We start from the raw sequence: 21,023 nt of genomic DNA on the forward strand, positions 1-21,023 counted from the left end.
ATGTTGGAATTCGTTTTAATGATTATAATTATTTTAAGTGCAATTCTCGCTCTTATTCAAAAAGACTTATTGAAGGCTGCAATATTGACAGGATTTTCCGGTGGAGCTCTTGCAGTTCTTTTCCAAGTTCTGCTTGCACCTGATGTTGCTTTAACTCAGGCAATTGTTGGTGCCGCAATCGTTCCTGTATTTATTGCTCTAGCTGTTAAAAAAACTCAAAGGGAGGATAGCTAATGGCACAAACTCAACTTGCGATATTATTCACATCTGCTGCATTGGTTGTTATCGGACTTTATTCAGCGATTTTCATAGATAATATCATAAAAAAGATAATTGGTATTAGTTTTATTGAAGAAGGTGCCAACTTATTCATTGTTGCTATTGGTTATAAGCCTGGAGGTGTTGTACCTATCTTAATGCCAGGCATGGATACTTCCTGGTTTGCAACAAACGCCGCATATCCTTTGCCTTTCGGTTTAGTACTTACCAGTATTGTAATCGGTGCAAGTACATTAGCAGTGATGTTGGCTTTAGTAATGGTTTTATACAGAAGATATGGCACATTAAGCACTAGCGTGATGTTAGCCGACACATCCAAACAGGAGGAATACGATGAATGAATTAATCCCACTTATGGTAATTGTTCCTTTGATGGCTGCGTTATTGATTAGTGCATTTTCAAAATTCAACAAAGCAACAAAGGTATTTGCATTCGTTGTCGCTTTATGTCTTCCTGTAATCCCTATAGCTTCTCATTATGGGCTCCATTACTTTGGAGGATATGCTCCTGTAATGGACAATGTGACAAATGTGATGTATCACCCAGCGATTACATACTCATTTACATTCTTGCAGCAGATATTCATTGCAATGTTAGGTCTATTGACCTTTTTAGTTGTATTCATTTATTTAACTAAATATAAAAAAGTTTCAGGACCTTACCTGTTCCTATTATTCTTGGGTACAGCTGCTGTAACAGCAATGTTGCTTACAGACGATATTTTCCACATGTTTGTGTTCTTCGAAATTTTAGCACTTGCACAGGTGGGTATTGTTGCTGCTTCATCAATAGATTACAGTTATGAAATGGCTTTAAAATATATGGTTTTAGGATCAATTGGATCTCCTATGATGCTTTTAGGAATTGGATTCTTACTGGCATTAACAGGTAGTGTAAATGTTACAGATATTGCTGCTGCAGTTCACAATGGTTTGGTTGACGCAACTTCTCCAGTATTTTTATTATCACTCGGTTTAATATTCTTTGGATGGTTATACGCATCTGGTTTACCACCATTCCATACTATAAAATCTGGAATTTATTCAAAAGCGGAACCTCACGGAGCAGCACTGCTTCAATCATTTACAGTAGTTTCAATGATTTCAATCGTATTAATCATGTTTAGAATTTATTCATCCTTACCTATCTTCGAAGTTCTCGTAGTCTTCTTCTCTATCTTGGCTATGATATTGGGTGTCTCTCTTGCACTTACTCAAACTGACTTCAGAAGAATGATTGGATTTTTAGCTGTGGGAGAGCTGGGATTCATCGGTTTAGGTATCGGACTTGGAACACAATATGCAGTAACAGCTGGGCTTTTCCAAGCATTGAATGAAATCATCATTACTGCATTGCTCTTCATAGGATTTGGTGCAATTGTTAATGCTACTGATGAAGTGGATACTCGTAAACTCGGTGGTCTTCTTGCATATCACCCAAAAGTCAGTATCATGCTTTTAATTGCTGGTTTGGCAATGGCTGGAGTACCGCCTCTAAGCGGTTTCCAATCTAAATTAATGCTTGTTCAGGCTTCTTTAAATTGCGGATTCCCTGAAATATCTATCTTGGCCATTATGGTAAGTATAGCTACATTCGTAGTATTTGTAAAAACATATTACACAATGTTTTTAAAACCAAAACCTAATGAACTGGAATTGGAGAAAAAAGAAGTTCCACGTACAATGATTTTTGCAATGGGTATATTGTTAATCATTGTTATATTGTTAGGTATATTCCCAGATATTGTGACAGCAGGAATCTCTAACTTTGTAGGAGGGATATTATGAAACTTTATGATCAAATATTCAATGTTGTAAAGCAATTCAGAAAATTGTTTTCACCTGGTCCTGTAACCAATGCAGATGTTTCAGGAAGCATAACAGCGGAAATATTCATCATTGTTTCATTGGTACTGGCTGCGTTATTGTTAAGACACATCAGTGTTTTACTCGCAGGTTTGGTTACATTGATATTGGCTGTTGTGTTAATCAGTAATATTCCACTTATTCCTAAGTTTAAAATAGAACAAGAGGATTCATTGGAGAAAATGTTGTTTTATGCAGTGATAACACTCGCTATTATTGTTACATTTATTTACTGGGGTGGTAACCTTGTCTAGTAAAAATACAATTCGTAATTTGCTTGCAGCAGTAATGACAGCAATATTCTCTGTTACATTATTTGATGCAATATTCCATTTAAGCAGCATCATCAACCCTGGTGTAAGTAATATTTACAATGCACTTGGAACACAGATAGCTCCGAACCTTGTAACTGTAGTTATTTTTGATTTCAGGGCATACGATACATTAGGCGAATCAATTATATTATTAACTGCTGGATTAGTAGTTTTACTAATATTCGGTAGAGGATTATTGGGGGATAAACAATGAATCAGGGTAGTGTAATATTAAAAATCATATCTTTGCCTATTTCAATCATATTGATCTGTTTAGGTATAATGACTATCCTTGGAGGACACATCACTCCTGGTGGAGGTTTCCAAGGTGGTGCAATGATTGCTAGTGGAATTATATTGTCCATTCTTGTTTATGGTTTAGGTAATTCCCCATTAGAATTATCTCACGCTTATATTGAAGTTTTAGAATCCGTTGGCGCATTAGGATTTATCATTTTCGGATTGATCGGTTTGTTCGTAGGTGGATTTTACCTATACAACTTCGGAACAGATTTGCTGAATATTGTTCCGGCTGCAATCCAGAATGTATTCCATTATCCTGATGTGACTAATGCCGGAATCATTCCATACCTCAATATTTTCGTAGGTTTAAAAGTATTTGTAGGTCTTTCCTCAATTGTTATAGCATTTGCAGGATTTAAAAAGTTAGTTGAGGAGGGTGAGAAATGATTTCATTCGGACCAATAATATTCGGTTTGATATTGGGTTTGCTAATAGGTTCACAAATCAAACTCAATGTCAGTGATGCAAAATTCACCCTTGGCTCATTTGCGGTAATATTAATTGCAGGCATAATTGTAGCATGGCAATCAGGTAATTATCCGTTTTACACAGACTTGCCTGTTTCAACTGCATTTTTATCTGCATTAATAGGAATTTTTGTAGGCAAACTACTATTTGCACGGAGTAAATAAGGAGTTTTTATAATGTTTTTATCGACTAATACATGTGATGGAAAAAGAGATTGTATAAAACAATGCCCTACAAAAGCTATCAAATTCATTAATGGTAAAGCGTTTAGCTGTCTTACTTGCGGAATATGTTATAAAAACTGTCCTAATGGAGCAATTTTCGAGAATAGCTATGGAGGGTATGTAGTAGACAGGGCTAAATGTAATGGCTGTGGAATGTGTATGTACAATTGCCCTACAAACAATATCACTATTGAAGATGGAATTGTATACGGTATTTGTTCACGTTGTGGAGTTTGCTCAGAAGTCTGTCCAAACCGTGTTGACGGATGGGAAATGGAAAAATCCAAGCAAATAACTTTAATAAAATCATTCAATATTCTAAATCCTCCACTACAAAGTCTTCGTTCCAAAAAGGAAAATGAAGTTAAGGAAGTCACAAGATCCTACTTCGGAACAGACACTGATAAGTGTATTTTGTGTGGAAGATGTCAGGAGTATTGTCCAACAAATGCAATTCATGTAAAAATTGATAGGGATGAAGGAATTTGTAGTGAATGCAGACTATGTGAGGATGTCTGTCCAAACGGATCCATGAATAAACATCAAATAGTCAGCAAATCAAATTGTACACTCTGTTTAAATTGTATGAAGGCATGTCCTCATAATGCAATTTCCGTTGAGGACTCAAAAATTGTTGTTAATAAGATTAATCAAAAACCAACTGGCAAAATAATTTCTTGTCTTAACTGCGGATTATGTTCCGATGTCTGTGAAAATGATTCACTTAAAAAATCTTTCGGAACTCTCAGATATGATCCGACTATGGATACAGAAAACAGAAATCACGGAAAACAGATACAATTCTGTCCTATTCACACTCTAAAAGAAGATGAGGAAATGTTCATCTTTGATGAGTATGAAGAAAAAGAATTGACAACTCTTGCTGGTTTCTGTGTTTCATGTGGAAAATGTGTCCAGGTATGTGATGAGACCCATGCACGTCAATACATGACTGCTAGTTGGGATGGTAAAGTTACAGATGATTGTATTTCATGCGGAATATGTTCAGAAGTATGTCAAGAGGGCGCAATCACATTGAACAGGGATAAAATATCAGTTGACCTTGATAAATGTATATTATGTGAAAACTGTGCTGTTCACTGTCCTGTTGACGCAATTCCAAAAACCACAATGTATAAAAATGAAATTAAAGATGGATTTAACTTCATTGAACAAAAATTATGTATGCATTGCGGATTATGTCATAAGACCTGTTCATATGATGCGATTGAGGAAATTGATGGTAACTTTGTAGTGAATGATGAAAAATGTACTTACTGTGGAGCATGTAAAAACGCATGTCCTGCAAGGGCATTTTTATTCGAAAGAAATTTTAAAGATTCAATAGAGGGTATTTAAATGAGAAATATACTTAGAATAGCTTTAGAAGGAGCTTTTACTAACTTTAAAAGAATCTTTTTTGCAGCTGATAGAGTTACAGACATGGAGCTTAAAAGGCAAATCTCAACCCTTTCAGTAGAAGTTGACGACAGAGTCGATGAGAAAGCTTGTATTGGATGTGGAGGTTGTGTCAATGTCTGTCCAACAGGTGCAGTGGAGATGAAAAAATTAGCAAGCCCTGTAAAGATAACTGATGATTGGACTAAAAGTGAAGTACCTGAAATTAATCTTGAAAAATGTGTTGTATGTTATTACTGTCATGACTTCTGTCCTATATATTCACTTTACGGTGAAAAAGGAACTATTCACCCAAGCTGTGTTGGTGATCAGGAAGTTGACGTGTCTGAATTTATCGAGCAACCATTTAAAATTTCAGATGATAAACTTAAATTTATTGCACAATACTTGTCAGATACAACTGTATTGAGAAATAGTGAGGATGGTGATTAGATGGGAATTAAGTCATTTTCAAGAGTAAGGGCAATTCATGTCATGTTGGTTTACACCGGCGGATGTAACGGATGTGATATTGAAATTGTAAACTCAATATTGTCACCAAGATTCGATGCTGAACAATATAATGTGTATTTAACATGGAATCCTCGTGAAGCTGATGTGCTTGTTGTAACCGGACCGGTTACACACTTGAACAGAAAGCCTTTAGAAGAGATTTATAATGCTATTCCTAATCCTAAATTGGTTGTAGCTGCAGGAAGTTGTGCTTTGATGGGTGGAGTATACAAAAACTGTTATGGAGATATTCCGTCCGAAGAGATTGAAGGACCGGTCGAAAATATTATACCAGTAGATGCAAAAGTTCCAGGATGTGCCGTAAGGCCTCAAGATGTTTTAGCTGGAGTTGTATCACTGTTACCTATATTATTGGATGCGGATTAAAGAGGGGATTAAATGGATGAAAAAGTACCAAGAAGCAATATTATTGAAACCGAAATTCCAATGGGTACAGTTCACCCTGCTGCATTGGAACCATATAGGGTAAGATTCTTTGTAGAAGATGAAATAGTCCAGGAAGCGGAAATCACTATTGGTGTTAACCATAGGGGTATTGAAAGGATTATGGAAGGCCTTCCTGTGGAAAAGGCAAATTCACTCACAGAAAAGATTTGTGGAATTTGTTCTAATTCACATATATGGAACTCATGCAGGACTGCAGAAATGGGTTTAGGTATTGAAATTCCTGAAAGAGCTTTATACATTCGTGTTATAATGGGTGAACTTGAACGTTTACACTCACATTTCTTGTATCTCGCACACGGTTGTGAAGTATTGTCTCATGAAACATTTTCAATGAGGGTTTTCTACTTAAGGGAAATAGTCATGGAACTGCTTGCAATGATTGGTGGGAACAGAGTTCAATACGGATGTTCCGTTTTAGGTGGAGTAAGGCCAAGATGTGATTTGGATGAAGCAAAATTGTTAAGGCTTAAAAATGATATGGATGCAATTGAAGAAGGCCTTACAGGATTTGTAGAAAGATTTACAGCAGATTCAATTGTCATGTCAAGGATTACCGGAATTGGTGTGCTTCCTCAAAAACAAGCTATTGAACTTGCAGTGACTGGACCGACTTTAAGAGCAACCGGTGTTGCAAGAGACCTCAGGACAACCATGTTCGAATATGATAACTTTGACTTCAACGTAATCACACAACCTGACGGTGACGTAAAATCAAACTTGGTCATGAGAGCTCTTGAATCATTTGAATCAATTAAAATTATTCGTCAAGCTATCGCAAACATTCCTGATGGAAAAGTAGTTAACAGAGATTGGGAAATGTTTGACACTGACATCATTGAAAGTTATATAGAAGTTCCAAGAGGAACACTGTATCATTCTTATGCACTTGAAAGTGGAAGAGTAAGGCACTGTATAATTAGAACTCCATCAATGGCAAACATTGGTGCTATGCAGTATGCATGCATTGGAGATCAAATTACTGATGCTCAACTTTGTATTGTACAATGTGACCCTTGTTTTACATGTACTGACAGAGCAATAGAGATAATCAGGAGATAGAAAATGTTTTCAAATGTTATGATTAATTCTATTATTGTTGCGGCAGTAACTGTTATAGCATGTTTTATAATTTCAACATTCCTGCCGGGTATTGAAAGGAAATATGTGCATGCAAGAATTCAGCAAAGGATTGGGCCACTTGTAATTTCTCCAGGAATATTGGCTCCAATCAAATTCATCTTTAAAGAAAACGTTAAGGTTGAATCTCCAGTTCCAGGGTTATATAAATCCTTGCCGGTAATCTGCTTTATCGTAGTTACATGTTTACTTATAGCATTAACTCCTCAGGCTTTTGCAATTCCTGCTCTTTCAAGCTTAGTTGCTATTGTAGGACTTTTAAAAGTTGAGGAAATATGTTATGTACTGATGGGAGCATTGTCTAAATCAGTAATGTCTGTTAGAATGCCTTTCCCTGACCAAATTAAAGGTGCAGTTCACAATAATGCTGCAAGATCATTTATTGAAGACATAAGTTCAAGAAGATCTCTAAGAATGATTACATATGGTTCATTCCCATTGTATTTGGCATTGTTTGCACCTATAACTCAAGCAAGAAGTATTTTCTTGGCAGATATTGTTTCATATCAGCATGCTCATGGTCCATTCCTGTTCACAGTATCAGGTGCAATTGCAGCAATAGTATTTTTCATTGGATACATGATTATATTGAATGAGTATCCATTTTCAATCATCAAGGCAAAAAGTGATGTTATTGAAGGGCCATACATGGAATATGCAGCAAAATACAGGGCTGTCGTATATCTTACAAGAGGATTCTTCATGATGGTGCTTGGTGTGTTATTCTCAGTGCTGTTCTTAGGACTTCCGCCAGTGATTACATCCTGGAGTATTTTAGTCAATATTGTTGTAGCATTGATATTCGTATTTATGATGGGAATATTTTCAGCATTCTCCCCAGTATTTACAAACAGACAATTATTGCCAACAATTCTCGGAACTACATTGTTAGGTGTTTTAGCTATTGTGATTGGATTGTTATAGAGGTGATTTGATGAAATTTGTTATGAGACCATATCATATGGTAAGTCTTGGAGGATACATTGTCGAATGGGATTTTCCTTACAGAAACTTAATAATCGTAAATGAAACCTCTGAGCCAATTAAAATAGAAATACCAGTTTTCCATGAAGAATGGATAGCTGAACATAAAGCATTAGGTCTTAAGGTTATTCCAGTATCTAAAGAAGATAATTTTTTAAGCTTATGGAAACGAGCACATGCAGAATTAGATAAAATCAGGCCAAAAAATGAGTGATTATACATTAACAATTAAAACTGATGAGAAAAAAGGAGTATTGGATGACATTACTGATGTCATCACCAGTCATGGTGCTAACATTAGTTATGTTCACCTTTTCGTTGAAAAGAACAATATGGGTTCAATTAATTTGGAATTGGAACATGTTGAAGATATCGACGAGTTATTGGAGGATTTAAATAATATTTCTGAAGTGAAATTGGTTGAATTGCATGGTTCTCAATTTGACATATGGGGTAAACGTATAATTATTGTTGGTGGTGGAGCACAGGTATCCCAAGTTGCTACAGGTGCAATAACTGAAGCGGACAGGCATAATATACGTGGGGAACGTATAAGTGTTGATACAATCCCGTTGGTTGGTGAAAAACCATTAGCAGAAGCTATTGAAGCTATATCTAGGCTTCCTCGTGTGAGTGCTCTTGTTCTTGCAGGTTCTCTTATGGGTGGAGAAATTACTGAATCTGTTAAAAAAGTTAAGGAAGAGAGTAATTTGATTGTAATTTCCCTTAACATGCCTGGAAGTGTAACAGAATATGCTGATTTGATTATAACTGATCCGATTCAGGCTGGTGTTCTGGCAGTAATGGCCATTGCAGATACTGCGGTTTTCAATATTGAAAGGCTTGGAGATAATATTAAATTTTAAATTTCATGTTTATGGACATATAGATGAGTTGTTACAACTCTCTGATTGGTAAATAATGATTTTTTAATCATTATTTACTTAATTAATCTTTTTTTAATCTTTTAAACAGATTTCATTATACTCGCAATGGCTGCATTTTCTTGGATTTTTGCTGACATTTGGAAGTTTTTTGTTATCGGTTATTTCTTTAACTTCTCGCATCACGTCAAACAATCCTTTTCTGAGATTGACATCCATTACAACAGGGCGTCTGTCTCCTATTTTTTCATAATCAACAAATCCCACAAAGACTTCTGTTTCAAATTCCTCTTCAAGAAGTATTGCATACGCTACAAGCTCTATGGCATCTTGGTCCCAAACTCCTTTGACGGGTGGATTAGAGCTTTTAATGGCGACTGGATAGTATTTGCCGTCAATTATCTCAATTTTATCGCACATTCCTATCAATTCAAGTTGTGGATCTTTTAATAGGTATGAATACATTGAATTTGGAAAGAACATATCTATTATGGCGAATGCATTTTTATCAAGGATTGTCATGGCTTGTTTAATTTTTAAAGAAGTGATTTTTATGTTAAAGTAGGCATCGTCAATAATCTGGTTGATTTTTTCATTGTCTAGCCCTAAATCCATGGATATTATTGCGTCTGCAGTGCTTTTTATGTATGAATCTATGTTTTCTGAAAGAACATGTTCTATTTGCACAAGGCCCATGTCCTTTTTGATTTTGCGCATGTTCTTTTGAATCAAATCTAAAATATCAATTTTAAGCTTTTTTATTTCAATTGCAAGCTGAAAGTCCTCATTTTCACTTACATCAACATGATTTTGTATGTACAGTTTCATGGGACAGTACATGTGGGTTTTAATCGAAGAAACATTTATCATTTTATAACCTCTTAAATTCTGTAATAATACTTAGAACTTTCTGATATAAAAAATAAGAAGTTATAAATGCTTTAAATTCTTTAAAGTAAAATAAAAAAAGAGAATAGCTAATAATTTAGCTATTTTAAGTCAATTTTAAACATTGTAGTAATCCTTATTGATTGCAGGCAATTTTGCAAAAATAAATGGTACTACTATTAATACGATTGTCAGTATTGCCATGATGGTAAGGCTCAGCCCATCGGCAGAGCTTATTGTTGAGTAAACTCCTTGAGCCCAAAGACCGAAGATACAAATTGGTAAGATGTATTTGATAACGGTTTTCCAGGTTTTTCCCACTTTGATTGATGAGTTACTGTTCAATGTATCAATCAGGTCGTCAAATTTGTAAACCCAACCGAAGATTATACATTCGAGAAGTATTGCGAATAACAATGCGAAATTGTTTAAGTATGCATCAAATACTCCTAAAATAGTACTTCCGGCACCTGTTGCAAAGATACAGGAAATTAAAAATCCTACGATACAAACAACTGTTGCGGTCTTTTTACGTTCAATAAGGAATTTTTCTGAAATTGAATAACATACTCCCTCAAGAAGTGCAATGACTGATGTGATTCCTGCAAAGAGAATACACAGGAAGAATAACGGTCCGATAATGTATGCAACGCCTCCCATTGTATTGAATACTTGTGGGAAAACAACGAATGCGAGACCTGTTCCTTCGGTTACAAGTTCATTGAATGGAATTCCTGTGGATAATGTCATGAATCCTAAAATTGAGAATATTCCAATTGAGTTAAACACTTCAAAACCGGAATTTGAAAATGCAACGATGACTGCATTGTCAACTAGTTTTGAACCTTCAGGCAAGTAACTTGCATAAGTCATTGCAATTGCCATACCTAAACTTAAGGAAAATACGATTTGTCCAAACGCTGCCAGCCATACATTTAAATTGGTTAAAGTTGACCAATCAGGAGTAAATATCTGGGTGTAACCGATAGAAGCTCCAGGTAATGTTAGGGAGAATGCAACGATAATTACGACAATCGCACAAAGAAGCGGTAGTAAAATTTTACTGACATTACCGATACCGTCATTCAAGTCTCTTTTGATAATGAACCATGCCATGAACCAAATGACAAATACTGATACGAGAACATTCGGTACGATAGTAAATATTCCGGACATTGAATCTGTTGCATGTAAAACGTTATTTGCAAAGTATAAATCTGGATTTGCTCCCCATGCTTTTGTTAAACTCAATATAATATAAATGAAGTCCCATCCCACTACGCAGACGTAATAGGTTGTAATTAGAAATACGATTAATAATATGAACCATGCTACTGGTTCCAGTTTTTTACTTACTGAAAACAATATTCTTGCCAATGATTTCTTGAACTTGAATCCCACTGCATATTCCACTAAAACAAATGAAATTCCAAGCAGGAATAAAGAAACGATATATGGAATCATGAATGATCCTCCACCGTTGGAGTATAAAACGTTAGGGAAACGCCAGATGTTTCCAAGACCAACAGCAGAACCAATCATTGCCATCATGAATGCAAGATTACTGTTCCATTCTGATTTTTTTGTCTCTGTCATATTATCACATTTAATTGAATATTATTATTTTAGGAGTTTGAAGTTTATATATTATTTGTTTATTTTTGTTAACTCCCTTTATTATTTCTTTAAAATCGTTGAATAAAATAGATATTCATTGTTTTTTTAAATGAATAATATTCGTTTTGTTTAAAATTGTGAAAAATTAATAAAATATGACATGAATTTTTAACAGTTGTTTAAAAAATAGGGTGTGAGAGTGTAAACTCTCATGTATGATATTAAGCTGGACTTTCCTTAAGCTTTAAGTATTCGTCAATTGCTTCACGGGTGGTTCCGACAACAAGTCTGTAATTGCTGAATTCTCCGTTGATGATGACTTTTTCAACTTTTCCTTTGGCAATGACATGTTCTCCATCAATAACTTCCCCTGCATAGGTATGGGTAAATGAAACAATTTCTGTCAGCTCGAAATCAACTCCATCTAAAACTTTGACATTTTCAATGGTGTATAAAGAAGGATTGTCAAATGCTCCAAGTGCACTAACAATGTCGCATTCTATTTTAGATATTCCTTGAGGTTCGTAGACTGTATCTCCCCAGGTTCCTTCGATTTCATCATAATCCTTGGTAGCCAATATGTCAAATAAGGTTCCGTTGATTGTTCCTCTATTGGCTTTCCTATTTTCATACCATCTGAATTCTTCTTTGGTCAAACTTTCATCAAACATTCTTTTATCGTATACAAAATCCCAATAGTCATTTGTAATTCCTTCAACGGTGATGTGTTTGTCCACTTCTTCAATGTAGACTTCTTTTCCGCGATGTTCCTTAAAAGCTGCAATTGCCCTTCTGTGGTTGTCAAGGCCATAAACCACGAAGTCCAAATCTGAAACATCACTTTTTTGAAGTCCTGGCAAGATTGAGCCTGAAATTCCTAAATTGTCATATGGGATGTCTGCCATGAAGTGGAAAAAGTCTGCAACATCCATTAATTTTGCTATCAGTTCAGGATTTTTAACTTCTCCTCCTTCATCAAATGTCTTTTTAAGTCCTAAAAGTCTATTTTCAGGTTTAATTACTCTTACAACTTTGTCTAGTGGAACTCCCATCATTTCTACATTGGTGACTTCAGAAAAATACAGGTAATCTGGATGATTTTCTCTTAGGTATGTATATGCCTCTTCAGATCCTACTTTTCGGTATCTTTTACCGTCCTTTTCACGGTCCCCTTCAGGGTCAGGCACATATCTTAAAAATGAAATTACTCTGTTTTCAGGGTGAATGTAATTGGTTGATGCGAAATACAAATCATCGCTTGTGTAAATGAAATCTCTTGTTCGTACTTGTTCCATATTATCTCCTCAATACTAATTTTACATTCAGTATTAATTTATTTTTTGATTTCATCTTAATATTTAAATAAAAATATAATCTAATAATAATTCATGTCTATTATTCATAAACACATTGATGAAATTTTTGAATATGATGGAAGTCAAATCAATCCGTCATGGGCATTTCAGGAATTTGGAATATATGGCTCATCAATTATAACATGGATTGGTCCTGTTAACATTACTCCTGATAATTTAAAAGATTTTGCAGATGTAGGTCTTGAAATTAAGTCAAATTATATGGTTAACTTTATTTGTGAATTTTTTGACCAGCAACCTCCAAACATGAGGATTGCTTATTTAAGACAAAGGCTATTGGTAATGATATTCAGAGAAATCCTAACTGAAAAAGGCATCTCCTCCAAAAGGGAAGGCGATGACATATTTGTTGACGGTGGAAAACTGTCTATTTCAATAGCCAGTGTGTCATTGAGTTCAGCAAAAATACACTTTGCACTTAACCTGGAAGATAAGGGAACTCCAAATGATGTTGAGACAATTGGTCTTTATGACATTAGGGTTGATGGCAAGCAAATATTCAATGAAGATAATCTGGTGGGTTTAGTTAATGAAACTGCAGAAAGATTCATCAATGAATTGGAAACAATTGAAAAAGATATTAGTAAAACTAAGGTGTTAATATGAAAATTTTAGTTAATGGTATTCAATCAAATTTAAGGTTTTCATCTGCTCATGTCATTCCAGGACATGAATCATGCGGATTTATTCATGGGCACTCTTACTTTGTAGATGTTGAAATTGAAGGTGAAAGAGCAGGTGAATTTGAATTTGTAGTTGATTTCAAAGATGTTAAAGCTTATACTAAAGCAATTTGCGATGAACTGGACCACAGATTATTGATCCCAGTTTATAATAATTTAATTGATTTTAAAGATTTTGACAAAAAATCCGATTCAATTTTTGATTTAAAGGAACAAAAAACAGCTCACTTTAAAATTGACGGTAAAGCATATTCCATTCCGTCTGTGGATTGTGTGTTTTTACCTCTTCCTTACACTTCTGCTGAAGAGCTATCAAAATTTTTCGCAGAAACATTGGCACGTAAACTTTCAGAAACATATGATAATTTAGGATATGTTGCAGTATGTGTTAATGAGGGAATAGGTCAAGGAGCAATGTATAGGAAAGATTTATAATGAAAGCTCCGATTATTGAAATATTTTCATCTTTTCAAGGTGAAGGTTTATTAATAGGTGAGAGACAAATATTTGTTAGATTTGCAGGTTGCAATCTAAATTGTAATTATTGCGACACCAATGACAGTAAATCTGAGAAATCAGGCAAGTTAATGACTCCTCAGGAAGTGACTGAGGAAATCAATAGATTATTGACTCCTGATTGCAAGACTGTTTCATTTACTGGAGGTGAGCCTAGCTTATATCCTGACTTTATTAATGAAGTTGGTAAAAATTTAGATTTAAATATCATGCTAGAAACTAATGGTACTTTGCCAGACAATATTGATTTGATTGATAAATTGGACATGGTTTCATTGGATATAAAGTTACCTGAGCATTTTGACGGCGATTTTGATGAAAGCATTTTTATTAATGAAATTAAATCACTAAATTTATTAATGGCGAAGTGCATAAATGTATATTGTAAAGTAGTTATATTGCCTTCAACAAAAATAAAGTCATTTAAAGAGGTAGTTGAAAAATTATCCGAGAATATTTCTAACAAAAGCAACCTTAAAATAATTATCCAACCTTCTAGTCCTCTATCAGACTGGAGCGATATTAATTTTAGATTATTTAATTTTTCTGAAATTGTTGGGCAATATTTTGAAGTTTCCACCATTCCTCAAATCCATAAGATTTTGGATATTGAGTGAATTTTGTTTTTGATATAGATTTTATTTAATTTTTGAAGAGCAATTGTAAATTGAGGTGTGTAAATGAAAAATAAAACATCCATTAATAGAAAATCAAATACAGGTGCAGTTGAACGTGAAACCAAAGTTCACGACAAAGAAGGAGACATAATGGCTATTGCAACTAGAGATGTTATTTCTATCCCTCCTTCAAAAAGTATAAAAGACACTGCAAAAGTAATGATGGAACATGAATTCAGAAGATTACCAATCACAGATCCTGGTTCCGGCAAGTTATTGGGTATTGTAACAGTAATGGATATCTTAGATTTCTTTGGTGGAGGAAAAAAATTCAACATTATTGAGAAAAAATACGAAGATAACTTCTTAGCTGCTATCAATGAACCAATCAAAGAAATCATGACTCGTGATTTGATTACTTTATCTAACAAAGCTTCAATTGCTGATACTATTGAAACAATGTTGGCTAATCAATTAGGTGCAATTCCTCTTACAGATTCTGAAGGAAAACTTGCAGGAATCGTAACTGAAAGGGACATTGCTTTATCTTTAGCAGGTATGGCTGGTAAAGAAACTGTACAAGATTATATGAGTACTAAAGTATTCACTACAACCCCTGGAACTCCTCTTGAAGGGGCATGCAAAATCATGGTTAGAAATGGTTTAAGAAGAATTCCAATCGTTGGTGGTGAAGCAGATATCTCTAAAGCAGCTAAAAAATTATTAGGTATCTTAACCTCTACTGATGTTATCAGATTCCTAAACGCAAAAGAATTATTTGATCACTTGAATTCCAATTTAGCAACTGATGTTTTAAAAACAGTTATTTCCGACATTATGGTTAAAGACCCAGTAACTGTTGAACCTACTATGACTATCGGCGAATTATGTGAACTCTTCGCTGAAAGAAACATTGGTGGAGTTCCAGTTGTTAAAGATGATAACATTATGGGAATTATCACTGAAAGAGATATTTTAAACGCTGTTAAAAGATATTAAATTGATTTATTAAGGAGATGATAATATGCAAATTAAGAATTTGATGTCTGAGGATTTAATCACTGTAGACAAAGATCAAAATCTTTCTGATGCATTGAAATTGTTACGTAAACACAATGTATCCCGTTTACCTGTAACTAACAATAAAGAATTAGTTGGTATTATTTCAGAAAGGGACATAGCTAATAAGCTCGGTTCTTCAAAATATGAAAGCATGCCTGCATCAAGACTTCATATTTCATCCGTAATGGTTAAAGATGTATTTACAGTTCCGCAATCAATGCAGTTAGAAGATGTTGCAAAATTAATGCTGGAAAATGGAATCGGTTCTGTTCCTGTCATGGATGATGAACAGATGGTTGGAATCGTTTCAAAAGCAGACTTTGTCACTCTTGCTACTGGAATCGCATTTGATAAGATAACTGTAAAAGAGATAATGTCAAAAGAGTTAGTTTCAGTATCTCCAACTGAAAGGCTCATTCATGGAAGAAGATTGATGATCGAGTCTCATGTTGGAAGATTGCCTGTTATTGATGATGGAAAACTTGTTGGAATGATTACATCTAAAGATTTGATGAGAGCATTCATTGACTTTAGAAAAAATGTTCCTGAAAAGTATCAGAAATCTCAAATTAAAGAGGTTTTAATTGAAGACATTATGTCTACTAACCCAACTTATGTGACAAAAGAAATGTCTATTACTGAAGTATCTAATATAATGATGGAAACCGGATTCAACGGTTTGCCTGTTGTTGAAGATGACCAAGTGGTAGGTATTATCACACAAACAGATATTTTAAAACTAATTGAAAAATTAGAATCTTAAATTTCGTATAGTTTTTTAACTATACTACTTTTTTTTTATTTTTAGGGGGTTTAAAAATTACACTAATTTCATTTTTAGGTCCTAAGGGAACTTTCACTCATGAAGCTGCTAATTTTATCGGTGATGAACTGATTCCGTACTGTACAATTCCGGCAGTCATGGAAAGTGTAGTTAATGATGAGTGCTCTTTTGGTGTTATTCCAATCGAAAATTCTATTGAAGGACCTGTAGGTATTACTTTGGATTCACTGGCCCATAAATTTGACTTGAAAATATATAGGGAAATCATAATTCCAATTAATCAGAACCTGATTGTCAATCCCGGCTGTACAATGGATGATATCGAAGATGTATATTCCCATGCTCAGGCAATAGCACAGTGTCAGGAATTTATCCGTGAAAACAAAATCCAGCCACATTATGCAATCAGTACTGCCAGAGCTGCGAAGGATATAATCGGAGACAATTCCAAGGCAGCTATCGGAAACTCAAAAATTGTAGAATTATATGGTTTGGAAATTTTACAATCAAATATTCAGGATGTTGACAATAATGAAACCAGATTTGTCGTCGTTTCAAAAAAAGATCATGAAATGACAGGTAAAGATAAGACTTCCATCATATTTTCAATATATGAGGACAAGCCTGGGGGATTATATAATATTTTAGGAATATTTGAAAAAAACAACATCAACTTAACTAAAATTGAATCAAGGCCTTCAAAAAAAGGTTTAGGCAAATATTTATTCTTTGTTGACTTTAATGGTCACAAAGATGATGAATTGATTCAAAACATATTGGAAGAAATTGATAATCATACGTATTTTTTGAAGGTTTTAGGTTCTTATCCTGAATTTTAAGTAAACTTTAAATTAAGGTTTATATAAACTAATAAATGTACAAATTCAGGGAGGTAGGAATATGTCAGATGATAGAGAAAAACTCATTAGAGTCATGGATAATCTTGAATCAGATTATCGGTCTGGTAAAATATCTGCTGAAAAGTATAGTTATTTCAGATCAAAATATGAAGATAAATTAAACTCTATTGATGCTAGAGACGCTACTAGAAGAATTAGATCAATGCAAGGCAAATCTTCTAAGGATACTGGCAAAAAAAGGAAAAGAAAACCTACCAAAAACAAGAAAAAAGAAGAACAAGATTTAGTTCAAAAGTATATTATTAATCCTAAAAAATCTGATGCTAAATACAATAAAAAGAAAAAACCTGGAATGGATAGTGGAACCTTTAAGCTATTGTTATTGCTAATTTTAGTAATAGGATTCACCGCAGGAATTGCATATGGTATTTTTAATTTGGATTTCGGATCTTTATCTCAAGGAGAAACTGTAGCTATTGTTGATGATACTGCATTCCCTGAATTTACTGAAGATGTAAAACTCAATAATACGGCTAATTATACCAGTTACAGCAATTATAGTTATAGTGATTATTCGAATAATAATATAGAAACTACTGCGGATGATTCGAATTCGTATAGTGATTCATCCAGTAGCTCAAATAGTCATCAAAGTGATCAATCACAGGATAGTTCATCCAGTGAAGGCTCAAGCAGTGACGGTGGAAGTAGTAGTGGCCAAAATGGCAATATTGAAACAACAGAGGGATAATTGAGGTGATGGTATGAGAAATAATATTTTAAAAGGAAGTATGGTTCTTTTAATACTTTTATTATTCTTGATTTCTGTTACAGCAGTAAGCAGTGAAGATAGTAGCAATTCCAACTCAGATTTAAATATAATGTCATTATCCAAAGGAGGTATATCAATTCAGTATCCTTCTGATTGGGGTAACTCCAAGGCAACTTCAAATTATTCAATAATGGCTATTTCAAAATTGGATTCCATTGATTCATTTGGTATAGGTCAAGTTAACATTAACGTTGAGAAAAAACCAATTGAAGAGGATTTCAACACTTTTGTAAATAATACTTATAAATCAATGCAAAAGGACAGCTCATTTCAATTAGTTTCATCCGGTGCGGTTTCCGTAGGCGGTCAGGATGCTTATGAATATGTCTATACATCCACACAAGGAACCGGTGAAAAAGAGCATAAGGCAGTATGGTTTGAAAAAGGAGGGCAAGCATACGTTATAATGTATAGTGCTCCTATTTCAGAATTTGAAGATAATTTATATGTGTTTGATTTCGTATTGTCCGGAATTCAAATAACATAATTCTTTTTTTTATTTTTCAGGTGTTAAAATGATTATTTTATGTGTTACTGGTAGTGTTGCTGCCAGTGAGTCAATCAAACTGGCTCGTGAGTTAAGAAGAAATGATATGGAAGTTAAATGTTTTATGAGTGAAGCAGCCTGTGAGCTTATCAATCCAAATTCAATGGAATTTGCAACAGGCAATGAAGTGGTTACTAAATTGACAGGGCAGATCGAACATGTGAAATATTCACAGGAAGACTTAATTTTAGTTGCTCCGGCCACTGCTAACACTATTTCTAAATTTGCATATAAAATAGCGGATAATCCTATTTCCACTTTATTGATTACTGCATACGGACATAACACTCCAATAATTTTCGTTCCATCTATGCACGATTCAATGTTCAAAGCAATAAAACCTAACATTGATAAGATAAAAGAAGAGGGTTCTGCAACATTCATCAAACCTCGTATGGATGAGGGAAAAGCTAAATTCCCTTCTAAAGAGGATATTGTTTTAGAATCTTTGAGAACAATCAATTTAAATAAGGACTGATATTATTAAAGGAAAAAAAGTTTTAATAAGTTTGGGCGGTACTTACGAACCTATTGATTCTGTCAGGGGAATTACCAATAAATCTTCCGGTAAGATGGGTTTGGAACTCGCTAAAGAAGCGTATATTAGAGGTGCCGATTTAAAATTAGTCGTTGCCAATGTTAGTGTTGAGATTCCTTCAGTTTTTGATGCGATTCATGTTGAAACCAGTCAGGAAATGAATGATGCTGTTTTAAAGTTAGTTGGGGATTATGATATATTTATTTCCACTGCGGCAGTTTCCGATTTTGAATTTAGGCAAAAGTCTGATAAAAAGATTGACTCTAGCAGTTCACTTTTCTTAAACTTAAAGCCAACAACAAAAATTATCCGTCAAATTAAAAAAATAAATCCAGACATTTTCCTGGTAGGATTTAAAGCTGAATTTAACATTTCCCGTGATGACATTATAGGCTGTGCAAGAAAACAAATTGCAGATGCCGGAACAGATTTGGTTATCGCTAATGATATTTCAAGAAATGAATGTCATTTCGGATCTGATAACAATGAGGTTTTAATTGTTGATGATGATGTGTTGTCTGTTCCTTTAGCTTCAAAAAAAGAAATTGCAAAAACAATTTGTGATGTAATTTCTAAAAAATTATAAGTTCATCTACATGTGCTTTTATTAATCTTTTTATTTTTACATTAACTTCTTTTATTTTAATTTTTTATTAATTAATTTTGATAGTGTTTAACTCATTCTCTGATTTACTTATTCATAAAATTAAAATAAAGATAACTTCAATGGGGTCGGGTTTACACATTTTTTTGAATTTTTAAAAATTTCTTATTTTTGTTTTTTACTTGATGTATAAATTGGATTTCTAGATTATGATTAAATTTTTAGTGCAAAATTGTTTTCAATTTGTATGGTTTAATCAAATAATTTTTTGCTATCAACCATATTTTATTATTGGATATGGGGCATTTTTGAGTAATACTTTTTTAAATAAAATACTAAAAATTCATCTCTGAAAAAAATTCTGTAAAAAAAGAGTATTTCAATAAAATAAGTTCATGCCTTTAGGCTTTAGTTAAATGGAGTGATTAATAGAGTGAATCCACCTAAAGGACGTTTCAATGAACTTTTATTTTATTTGCATTAGCATATTTTATATTTTATTTTCTAGTATAAAAAGGTATCTAAGTAATACTTTTTAGGGTTTTTCGTAGTATTTTTTAATAGTTTTTAGAAGTATTTTTTCGCCAATTATGCAATGAAAATTAGCTAGTTTTTTTTAAAAATTTTTTTCTACTAGCAATGCAATATGGTCTTTTTCGTAAGGTTCCAGTTTTACTTTTTCAATAATTTTAAAACCTTTCTCTTTCAATTTCTTCTCTTGTTCCTTGAATATCTTTTTAGGTTTTTGAACTACGTCAATACTTCTAGCTTTTATCATTAACAATCCGACACCATTATCATTTGCAAATAAGTTCATATTTTTCATAAACAATTCACTTTGTGTTGGCTGGGCAACATCGCAGTACACAAGGTCCACTTTTTCAACAATGTTGAGATATCCTTTAGGTTTGGTTGCATCACCTAAAATCGGAGCAATATTAAGTCTTTGACGTGAAAGTTGAACTAGTTTTTTCGCTGTTGTGGGTGAAAATTCAACCGCATATATTCTTCCATTAATTACAATATCAGAAATGTGTGAAACTGTGGTTCCAGTTGAGGCACCTAAGTATAGGACTTTTGAAGTGTCTAAAATCTCTAAATTTTCTAATCCATTTAAAAGGGCTGCTGCTAATTTAGAGCGTCTAGGATTCCATATCCTATATTCATCATCTTCTTTAATTAACTCTTCTCCATAAACTGAAATTCCAGGAGTTAAATTTTTGGTAGCTACATTACCATCTTTAAAATAAACATTCATGCT

28 protein-coding genes are annotated in these 21,023 nt (G+C 33.8%); 24 read left to right on the forward strand and 4 right to left on the reverse strand.

Features of this window, described 5'->3' with window-relative positions:
* From ACKI30_RS03830 to ACKI30_RS03895, 14 genes are read left to right on the forward strand one after another with little or no spacing between them, the layout of a single operon-like run.
* On the forward strand, nucleotides 1–234 hold the full coding sequence (locus ACKI30_RS03830) for a DUF4040 domain-containing protein (protein WP_295160279.1): 234 nt from the start codon (nucleotides 1–3) through the stop codon (nucleotides 232–234).
* Entirely contained in the window at nucleotides 234–620 is a 387-nt protein-coding gene (locus ACKI30_RS03835; RefSeq protein WP_295160281.1) for a cation:proton antiporter subunit C, read from the forward strand. The genes ACKI30_RS03830 and ACKI30_RS03835 overlap by 1 nt, the downstream gene beginning before the upstream one ends.
* On the forward strand, nucleotides 613–2,067 hold the full coding sequence (gene ehbF, locus ACKI30_RS03840; RefSeq protein WP_330008366.1) for an energy conserving hydrogenase EhbF: 1,455 nt from the start codon (nucleotides 613–615) through the stop codon (nucleotides 2,065–2,067). Before ACKI30_RS03835 ends, ehbF begins: the two co-directional genes overlap by 8 nt.
* Nucleotides 2,064–2,399: a hydrogenase gene (locus tag ACKI30_RS03845; protein ID WP_330008368.1), complete on the forward strand. Its 336-nt coding sequence runs from the start codon at nucleotides 2,064–2,066 to the stop codon at nucleotides 2,397–2,399. Before ehbF ends, ACKI30_RS03845 begins: the two co-directional genes overlap by 4 nt.
* A gap of 34 nt (nucleotides 2,400–2,433) precedes the next feature.
* Nucleotides 2,434–2,673 (forward strand): hydrogen gas-evolving membrane-bound hydrogenase subunit E, encoded by a 240-nt coding sequence (mbhE, locus tag ACKI30_RS03850; protein ID WP_295160398.1) that lies wholly within the window; start codon nucleotides 2,434–2,436, stop codon nucleotides 2,671–2,673.
* Complete coding sequence (locus ACKI30_RS03855) at nucleotides 2,670–3,149, forward strand: MnhB domain-containing protein (protein ID WP_330008369.1); 480 nt, start codon at nucleotides 2,670–2,672, stop codon at nucleotides 3,147–3,149. The genes mbhE and ACKI30_RS03855 overlap by 4 nt, the downstream gene beginning before the upstream one ends.
* A complete protein-coding gene (locus ACKI30_RS03860) occupies nucleotides 3,146–3,394 on the forward strand; it encodes an energy-converting hydrogenase B subunit J (RefSeq protein WP_295160292.1) in 249 nt (82 codons plus the stop codon). Before ACKI30_RS03855 ends, ACKI30_RS03860 begins: the two co-directional genes overlap by 4 nt.
* 12 nt (nucleotides 3,395–3,406) lie before the next feature.
* Nucleotides 3,407–4,813: a 4Fe-4S binding protein gene (locus tag ACKI30_RS03865; RefSeq protein ID WP_407410020.1), complete on the forward strand. Its 1,407-nt coding sequence runs from the start codon at nucleotides 3,407–3,409 to the stop codon at nucleotides 4,811–4,813.
* The gene (locus ACKI30_RS03870; protein WP_407410021.1) at nucleotides 4,814–5,305 is read left to right on the forward strand and encodes a 4Fe-4S binding protein; all 492 of its coding nucleotides are present in this window, start codon (nucleotides 4,814–4,816) and stop codon (nucleotides 5,303–5,305) included.
* Nucleotides 5,306–5,752, forward strand: a complete 447-nt coding sequence (locus ACKI30_RS03875; RefSeq protein ID WP_295160305.1) for an NADH-quinone oxidoreductase subunit B family protein — start codon at nucleotides 5,306–5,308, stop codon at nucleotides 5,750–5,752.
* Between the two features lie 12 nt (nucleotides 5,753–5,764).
* Nucleotides 5,765–6,892, forward strand: coding sequence for a nickel-dependent hydrogenase large subunit (locus ACKI30_RS03880; protein WP_407410024.1), 1,128 nt, complete (start codon nucleotides 5,765–5,767; stop codon nucleotides 6,890–6,892).
* A 3-nt stretch (nucleotides 6,893–6,895) separates the two neighbouring features.
* Nucleotides 6,896–7,894 (forward strand): respiratory chain complex I subunit 1 family protein, encoded by a 999-nt coding sequence (locus ACKI30_RS03885; protein ID WP_407410025.1) that lies wholly within the window; start codon nucleotides 6,896–6,898, stop codon nucleotides 7,892–7,894.
* Between the two features lie 10 nt (nucleotides 7,895–7,904).
* Entirely contained in the window at nucleotides 7,905–8,168 is a 264-nt protein-coding gene (locus tag ACKI30_RS03890) for an energy-converting hydrogenase B subunit P (RefSeq protein WP_295160401.1), read from the forward strand.
* Nucleotides 8,161–8,820, forward strand: a complete 660-nt coding sequence (locus tag ACKI30_RS03895) for a DUF5612 domain-containing protein (RefSeq protein ID WP_407410027.1) — start codon at nucleotides 8,161–8,163, stop codon at nucleotides 8,818–8,820. Before ACKI30_RS03890 ends, ACKI30_RS03895 begins: the two co-directional genes overlap by 8 nt.
* Before the next feature lie 93 nt (nucleotides 8,821–8,913).
* Here ACKI30_RS03895 and cas4 read toward each other — a convergent pair whose 3' ends face one another.
* From cas4 to ACKI30_RS03910, 3 genes are all read right to left on the reverse strand, one after another.
* On the reverse strand, nucleotides 8,914–9,708 hold the full coding sequence (gene cas4, locus ACKI30_RS03900) for a CRISPR-associated protein Cas4 (protein WP_407410029.1): 795 nt from the start codon (nucleotides 9,706–9,708) through the stop codon (nucleotides 8,914–8,916).
* 135 nt (nucleotides 9,709–9,843) lie between these two features.
* A complete protein-coding gene (locus tag ACKI30_RS03905; RefSeq protein WP_407410031.1) occupies nucleotides 9,844–11,322 on the reverse strand; it encodes a sodium-dependent transporter in 1,479 nt (492 codons plus the stop codon).
* Between the two features lie 242 nt (nucleotides 11,323–11,564).
* Nucleotides 11,565–12,638: a DNA polymerase subunit beta gene (locus tag ACKI30_RS03910; RefSeq protein WP_407410035.1), complete on the reverse strand. Its 1,074-nt coding sequence runs from the start codon at nucleotides 12,636–12,638 to the stop codon at nucleotides 11,565–11,567.
* Between the two features lie 93 nt (nucleotides 12,639–12,731).
* Here ACKI30_RS03910 and ACKI30_RS03915 point away from each other — a divergent pair, with 93 nt between their 5' ends.
* The 10 genes from ACKI30_RS03915 to ACKI30_RS03960 all read left to right on the forward strand — a co-directional run bounded on the left by ACKI30_RS03915 (nucleotide 12,732) and on the right by ACKI30_RS03960 (nucleotide 19,744).
* Nucleotides 12,732–13,325, forward strand: a complete 594-nt coding sequence (locus ACKI30_RS03915) for a DUF366 family protein (protein WP_407410037.1) — start codon at nucleotides 12,732–12,734, stop codon at nucleotides 13,323–13,325.
* Nucleotides 13,322–13,837 (forward strand): 6-carboxytetrahydropterin synthase, encoded by a 516-nt coding sequence (locus ACKI30_RS03920; RefSeq protein ID WP_407410039.1) that lies wholly within the window; start codon nucleotides 13,322–13,324, stop codon nucleotides 13,835–13,837. The genes ACKI30_RS03915 and ACKI30_RS03920 overlap by 4 nt, the downstream gene beginning before the upstream one ends.
* Nucleotides 13,837–14,535: a 7-carboxy-7-deazaguanine synthase QueE gene (locus tag ACKI30_RS03925; protein WP_407410041.1), complete on the forward strand. Its 699-nt coding sequence runs from the start codon at nucleotides 13,837–13,839 to the stop codon at nucleotides 14,533–14,535. Before ACKI30_RS03920 ends, ACKI30_RS03925 begins: the two co-directional genes overlap by 1 nt.
* A gap of 63 nt (nucleotides 14,536–14,598) precedes the next feature.
* On the forward strand, nucleotides 14,599–15,534 hold the full coding sequence (locus ACKI30_RS03930) for a CBS domain-containing protein (protein ID WP_407410043.1): 936 nt from the start codon (nucleotides 14,599–14,601) through the stop codon (nucleotides 15,532–15,534).
* Between the two features lie 25 nt (nucleotides 15,535–15,559).
* Complete coding sequence (locus ACKI30_RS03935) at nucleotides 15,560–16,360, forward strand: CBS domain-containing protein (protein ID WP_407410045.1); 801 nt, start codon at nucleotides 15,560–15,562, stop codon at nucleotides 16,358–16,360.
* A gap of 56 nt (nucleotides 16,361–16,416) precedes the next feature.
* Nucleotides 16,417–17,220, forward strand: coding sequence for a prephenate dehydratase (gene pheA, locus ACKI30_RS03940; protein ID WP_407410095.1), 804 nt, complete (start codon nucleotides 16,417–16,419; stop codon nucleotides 17,218–17,220).
* A 61-nt stretch (nucleotides 17,221–17,281) separates the two neighbouring features.
* The gene (locus ACKI30_RS03945) at nucleotides 17,282–17,992 is read left to right on the forward strand and encodes an endoglucanase (protein WP_407410047.1); all 711 of its coding nucleotides are present in this window, start codon (nucleotides 17,282–17,284) and stop codon (nucleotides 17,990–17,992) included.
* Between the two features lie 13 nt (nucleotides 17,993–18,005).
* Nucleotides 18,006–18,560, forward strand: a complete 555-nt coding sequence (locus ACKI30_RS03950) for a PsbP-related protein (protein ID WP_407410049.1) — start codon at nucleotides 18,006–18,008, stop codon at nucleotides 18,558–18,560.
* Between the two features lie 28 nt (nucleotides 18,561–18,588).
* Nucleotides 18,589–19,098: a flavoprotein gene (locus ACKI30_RS03955; protein ID WP_295160342.1), complete on the forward strand. Its 510-nt coding sequence runs from the start codon at nucleotides 18,589–18,591 to the stop codon at nucleotides 19,096–19,098.
* Nucleotides 19,099–19,129: 31 nt separating this feature from the next.
* A complete protein-coding gene (locus ACKI30_RS03960) occupies nucleotides 19,130–19,744 on the forward strand; it encodes a phosphopantothenoylcysteine decarboxylase (protein WP_407410052.1) in 615 nt (204 codons plus the stop codon).
* Between the two features lie 634 nt (nucleotides 19,745–20,378).
* Here the strand turns inward: ACKI30_RS03960 and ACKI30_RS03965 are convergent.
* Nucleotides 20,379–21,020, reverse strand: a complete 642-nt coding sequence (locus ACKI30_RS03965; RefSeq protein WP_407410054.1) for a fibrillarin-like rRNA/tRNA 2'-O-methyltransferase — start codon at nucleotides 21,018–21,020, stop codon at nucleotides 20,379–20,381.
* Between the last annotated feature and the right edge of the window lie 3 nt (nucleotides 21,021–21,023).

Source organism: Methanobrevibacter sp. (genome assembly GCF_045539575.1).
Classification (GTDB): Archaea; Methanobacteriota; Methanobacteria; order Methanobacteriales; family Methanobacteriaceae; genus Methanocatella.